Genomic DNA, 4,690 nt, shown 5'->3' with positions numbered 1-4,690 from the left:
CAAGGCGGCAGGCAGCCTCACCCACTGCAGCACGCCGGCGAGCAGGAGTGAGGCTGCGAACAGCACCGCCCAGCGGACGGTGACCGGCAGCGGTTGGAGCGGGAGATAGGCTTGCGGCTCGTTCACCGCTGCAGCTCGATCTCGGCCGCTTTTGCCACGCGGCCAAGCCGCGGGAAAATGTGCTCGAAGGCAAAGGCATGCATGTCGGCCGAACGACTGGCGCTCGCGTCTTCCGCCAGCACGACCTCATAGCCATGCTCATGCGCGGAACGCGCGGTGGATTCGACGCCCATATTGGTAGCGATGCCACCAATCACCACGGTGGTCACGCCGCGCCGGCGGAGCTGCAGATCGAGCTCCGTGCCGTAGAATGCGCCCCATTGCCGCTTGGTGATCCTGATATCCGACGGTTCAGCGAGGCCATCGGCCAGCTCCGACCAGCCCTCGGGAAAGCCGCCGGGCGGCGCTTGCATCGGTTGGTCGACCGGCGCCTTCAGCGCGTCGCTGAAGTCGGGCGAGAAGGCGACGTTGACGAGGACGACGGGCGCCTTGGCCGCGCGGAAGTGCCGGGCCAGCTCCTGTCCCCGGGCAAGGACGGCCGCACCGGAATGGGGCTCGGTCGGCAGGCCGACGATGCCTTTTTGAAGGTCGATCAGGATCAATGCCGTGGTCGCAGCGGGCAGGATGAGCATGGGATGTCCTTTCGCCAGATGGCAGCCTCCCCACCCGTTGCCGGGCGCGTGGGGAGCCGTTAAATACTTGAGGGAAAGCTCAAGCACGCACCACTCTATTTGAGGATATCCTCAACTTTGTCAAGTCAGGACCGCAAACCGCTCCAGCCGCAGCGCGAGGTCGGCCGTCAGCGCGTCGCCGAGCTCATGCATGCTGCGGCCGAGGTGATTCAGGAACGGGGCTTCGAGGCCGCGACCATGGCGGAGATCGCGGCACGGGCGGACGCCAAGATCGGCTCGCTCTATCGCTTCTTTCCGAACAAGGACGCTGTCGCCGACGCCTTGATGCAGCACTATGCCGAGGTGCTGCGGGCGGAATACGACGCGATCCTCGCCCGCGCCGCCGACGCCAGTCCGGAGCAACTGGCCGACATCCTCATCGATCTCCTGGCCAAGCTCTATCCGCAGATCCGCGCAGTCACCGCGTTCTTGGATTCCCGCACCGACTGGACCGAGATCCGCCTTCGCTTCCGCAGCCAGACACTCGCCGGGATCAAGACAGCGCTGAAGCGTTGCGCGCCCGGCCTCGACGAGCACGAGGCCGAGGACATCGCCGCGGTCGTGCTCAACAACATGAAGACGATGGTCGGCATGACCATGAAGGACGCGCCAACGACCCCCGGCGCGCCCGAGCAGCTAAGATTGATGAACCGCCTCTATCTCGCCGCCAGGCTCGCGCCCGGCAGGCCGGCTGGATAGCCGTATCGGCTGCGAACAGCGGATGCATCGGAAGGCGGATCGTTGCCGCTTTCGTGAAAAACAGTGCGCATTTTGGGAAGCCTACTGCGGCCAACTTCTGCATTGCCGGCCGCGCTCGTGTTGCTCGAACACACGGTCGGAGCGGAGGATATCCGATGCGACTTGCTCTTTGCTTGGGCGTGCTGATCATGCTGTGCGCCGCCGCCGACGCGGCGACGGTGCGCCGCGTCAGACATCCCGAGCGGCACTTTCGTCTCGAACAGCCCGTTGTCCCGCCCCCACCCAAAGGATTCGCCGTGCCCGGCTGGACCGACGAGGAGACGCGACAATGGATCGACGGCGCCTCCGGCCCCAAAGGTTAGTGAACAGGGCTAGTGAACACGTGCCTGGCACGCCGCAGTAGCCAAGCTCCGCGCGGAATGTTACGCGACAATGATGGCGGCGGTCCCTGATGCACAGGTGAGCACAAGCAAGACAGGAAAGCTCGGCTTCCTGCCTCGCCTTGAATCGCTGCGCGGCATCGCAGCCGTCTCGGTCGTCGGCTATCACATGACGAGCCAGTTCACCGACACCTACGTCACGGGCATGGCGCCGGTCGTGATGTTCTTCGTGCTCAGCGGTTTCGTGCTGGCGCGCTCGCTGCAGAACAATCCGAACCCGATCACGTTTCTGCGACATCGCCTGTTCCGGCTCTTCCCCGCGGCGATCGCGGTGGTCGCTCTGCTGACGCTACTGCACCATCAATACGGCTTCTATGTCGGCTACGAGGGGAAATTCGATCCGCTCAACGTCGTGCTCAACGCGATCATGGTCCGCCATGACATCAACGGCGTGATGTGGTCGATGACGGTCGAGTGCTTCGCGACGCCGGTCATCCTGCTGTCGGTCTGGATTTTCCAGCGCTTCGGCCCGCAGCCGCTCATGGTGTCGATCGCAGTCCTGTTCGGGCTCTCCTTCTGGGGGGCCTATGTGCATTTGCTTGGGGGCATTTCCAACCTCGCGCCGCTCTACGCCTTCGTCGCCGGCGTTCTTCTGCAGATGCAGGGCGAGCGGACGGCCGAGAGCCTCCGCACGGCCGCTGCCTGGATCCTGTCGATCGCGGCCATCGCCTTGTTCTGCTTCTGCGGATCACAGAAACAAACCGCGCCGATCATCGCGCTGGAAACCCTGAGCTCCTCGCTGCTCGTGCTGCTGGTCGCCTTTCGAAGCTCGATCGGCCTCTTTGCCGTTCTCGATCTCCGTCCGGTCCGTTTCTACGGCCGTATCTCTTACAGCTTCTATCTGCTTCACCCGATCGGCATGTGGCTCGCCGCCCGGCTGCTCGATGCGAGGGGACTGCCGGTCCTGCTCGCGATATCAGTGATGACGATTGTAGCGGTCGCGCTGACGACGCCGATGGCCTGGCTCTCCTGGCGCTATATCGAGAAACCCTTCATTGCCCTGGGCCGGCGGCTGGCCACGAAACAGCCCTCGCCGGCGAGCGCGATCGAACCTAGACAGCAGCAATTGCTGTCGCTCGCTCCGACCTCAGGGAAGGATCTCGAGTGAGGCGATCTTGTCGCCATCGAGCCCGAAGAAGTATCTGAGATCGATCGGACTACCGGGAAAGTCGCCGACTACATGCGCTGTGACGACGATCTTCCCGTCGCGTTCCTCTACAGCGAACGGCTCGCTCGTATAGTTGTATTTGGTCGATGCATCGGCCTTCCATTGCGCGATGGCCGCGCGCCCCTCGTGCTTGCGCCCTTCATCCTTCACGACGCCGCGTTCGCTGAAGCATTGCGCGATGGCATCGCCATCGCGGCTGTCGGCGGCAAAGTAAGCGGCAACTGGGCCCGGCAGATCGAGAGACATCGGATTTCCTTTCCTTTGCGCGTCGGGAGCGACGCGGTCGTGGATCGCGATTGCGTAGCCGGAAAGGTGTTTGTAGCTTCGCCAAACCGCAAGAACGCACGAAAAGGTAAGGTACTGACTTTTGGGTAAGGTTGAGTACACAGCCGCGAGCGCCGCCGAGGGCGTGGAGAAGGCGTTCAGGATGCTGGATGGCCGGTGGAAGCTCGTGATCCTCTTCCACCTGTTTAGCGGCAAATTGCTGCGCTTCTCTGACCTCGAGCGGGCGATCCCGGGGATCTCGCAGAAGATGCTGATCCAGCAACTGCGCCAGATGGAGAATGACGGCATCGTGCGTCGCATCGTCCATCACCAGGTGCCGCCGAAGGTCGAATACGGCCTGACCGATTGGGGACAATCCTTGTGTCCGGCGCTCGATGGGCTGCTCACCTGGGCCGAGCAGCGCCCGCCTGCGCCACCGCTAGACGCTGGTAGAAATGAATGAGGATATCTGGACGGCCCGGAGCAGAACGCCCCAGTTGTTCGGGTGCACCCCGTCGTGGGTGAGAGCCCGATAGTTGGTTTTGCTGACCCCTCCTGAGTTGAAGAGATCAAGACATGGGACGCGGTTTATTTCCGCTACGCGCAGCATTGCGCCGATGTAATCGCGAAGAAAATATCCGAGCTTGTTCGGATGTACATCGCTGTCGCGATCGTCTTGGGTTGGCAACCACCAGGGCGTGATGAGAAAGATCCGCGCCGTCGGGCAAGAATTCCGCAGGAGCCTGATCGAATGATTGAGCGCCCCTTTGAAGGTGTCGCTGCCGACATCATCGTCCGATCCGATCGGGCGGTCATAGCGGAAGTCGTTGGCGCCGTACTCCAGGGCAATGTGGGTGACGCTCGGAAGGTTCATCGCTCGCAGGTTACCAAGGGACGAGTCACGGACCGGTTCTCCGGTTCGTTTTTGTGCAGACCAATCGCCCGAGGAAATCGCGTCGGCGATCGCGTAAAGTGAAACAGGGTTGAGCGACGGCAATTTATGTTGACCGGCGGACGAACCCGGAAAGGCGCCATTGATGGCGAACATTCCAAGCCGCTCACCTATGAGGCTTGGTGTGGCTCCGCCATGGGTTGAGCCGGTGCCCGCGCTGATGCTGGTCCCGAGCTGAAGATAACAGCCGCCGCGCATGGTATTCCGGCTGCCAGCCCAAAAGGCTGTGCCCAAACCTACCGCGCCTATTCCGAATGTCTTAAGAAAAGCCCGCCGCTCCATAGGCCGGCTCTCTATCATCCATAACCGGCTCGGGGCAACCGCGCCCCTCACTCTCCGTCATTGCGAGCGCAGCGAAGCAATGACGATGTGGATGCAACGGGTGCGACAAATCAACCCGTCGGGCAAATCACCAAAAGTCTGTCCATCCCTCGCG

Annotated in this window: 7 protein-coding genes; 4 read left to right on the top strand and 3 right to left on the bottom strand. The window is 62.6% G+C overall.

The genetic code is table 11. The features are described from left to right. Positions 1-122: 122 nt before the first annotated feature. A complete protein-coding gene (locus CWO89_RS40920; RefSeq protein ID WP_130583919.1) occupies positions 123-692 on the bottom strand; it encodes a hydrolase in 570 nt (189 codons plus the stop codon). Positions 693-809: 117 nt separating this feature from the next. Here CWO89_RS40920 and CWO89_RS40915 point away from each other — a divergent pair, with 117 nt between their 5' ends. From CWO89_RS40915 to CWO89_RS40905, 3 genes are all read left to right on the top strand, one after another. Beyond that, complete coding sequence (locus CWO89_RS40915) at positions 810-1,430, top strand: TetR/AcrR family transcriptional regulator (RefSeq protein WP_207234674.1); 621 nt, start codon at positions 810-812, stop codon at positions 1,428-1,430. Between the two features lie 155 nt (positions 1,431-1,585). Further along, positions 1,586-1,792 (top strand): hypothetical protein, encoded by a 207-nt coding sequence (locus tag CWO89_RS40910; protein ID WP_130583918.1) that lies wholly within the window; start codon positions 1,586-1,588, stop codon positions 1,790-1,792. A 97-nt stretch (positions 1,793-1,889) separates the two neighbouring features. Next, on the top strand, positions 1,890-2,978 hold the full coding sequence (locus CWO89_RS40905; RefSeq protein WP_165421542.1) for an acyltransferase family protein: 1,089 nt from the start codon (positions 1,890-1,892) through the stop codon (positions 2,976-2,978). Here CWO89_RS40905 and CWO89_RS40900 read toward each other — a convergent pair. After that, on the bottom strand, positions 2,958-3,284 hold the full coding sequence (locus tag CWO89_RS40900; protein WP_130583916.1) for a nuclear transport factor 2 family protein: 327 nt from the start codon (positions 3,282-3,284) through the stop codon (positions 2,958-2,960). The genes CWO89_RS40905 and CWO89_RS40900 overlap by 21 nt on opposite strands. Before the next feature lie 181 nt (positions 3,285-3,465). On the opposite strand from CWO89_RS40900, the gene CWO89_RS40895 reads away from it, so the two are divergent. Continuing rightward, complete coding sequence (locus CWO89_RS40895) at positions 3,466-3,765, top strand: winged helix-turn-helix transcriptional regulator (RefSeq protein WP_130583920.1); 300 nt, start codon at positions 3,466-3,468, stop codon at positions 3,763-3,765. On the opposite strand, the gene CWO89_RS40890 is transcribed toward CWO89_RS40895, so the two are convergent. After that, on the bottom strand, positions 3,742-4,452 hold the full coding sequence (locus CWO89_RS40890) for a GDSL-type esterase/lipase family protein (protein WP_245476807.1): 711 nt from the start codon (positions 4,450-4,452) through the stop codon (positions 3,742-3,744). The two genes, CWO89_RS40895 and CWO89_RS40890, sit on opposite strands and share 24 nt — an antisense overlap. Positions 4,453-4,690: the final 238 nt, after the last annotated feature.

This window comes from Bradyrhizobium sp. Leo170 (assembly GCF_004296405.1).
Classification (GTDB): domain Bacteria; phylum Pseudomonadota; class Alphaproteobacteria; order Rhizobiales; family Xanthobacteraceae; genus Bradyrhizobium.
This window is presented reverse-complemented; position numbering and strand designations above follow the sequence as displayed.

Excerpts from the sequence above, each read along its gene's own strand:
- CWO89_RS40890 (WP_245476807.1), bottom strand. The coding sequence starts at position 4,452 with ATGCGCGGCGGCTGTTATCTTCAGCTCGGGACCAGCATCAGCGCGGGC.
- CWO89_RS40900 (WP_130583916.1), bottom strand. The coding sequence starts at position 3,284 with ATGTCTCTCGATCTGCCGGGCCCAGTTGCCGCTTACTTTGCCGCCGAC.
- CWO89_RS40910 (WP_130583918.1), top strand. The coding sequence starts at position 1,586 with ATGCGACTTGCTCTTTGCTTGGGCGTGCTGATCATGCTGTGCGCCGCC.
- CWO89_RS40920 (WP_130583919.1), bottom strand. The coding sequence starts at position 692 with ATGCTCATCCTGCCCGCTGCGACCACGGCATTGATCCTGATCGACCTT.
- CWO89_RS40895 (WP_130583920.1), top strand. The coding sequence starts at position 3,466 with ATGCTGGATGGCCGGTGGAAGCTCGTGATCCTCTTCCACCTGTTTAGC.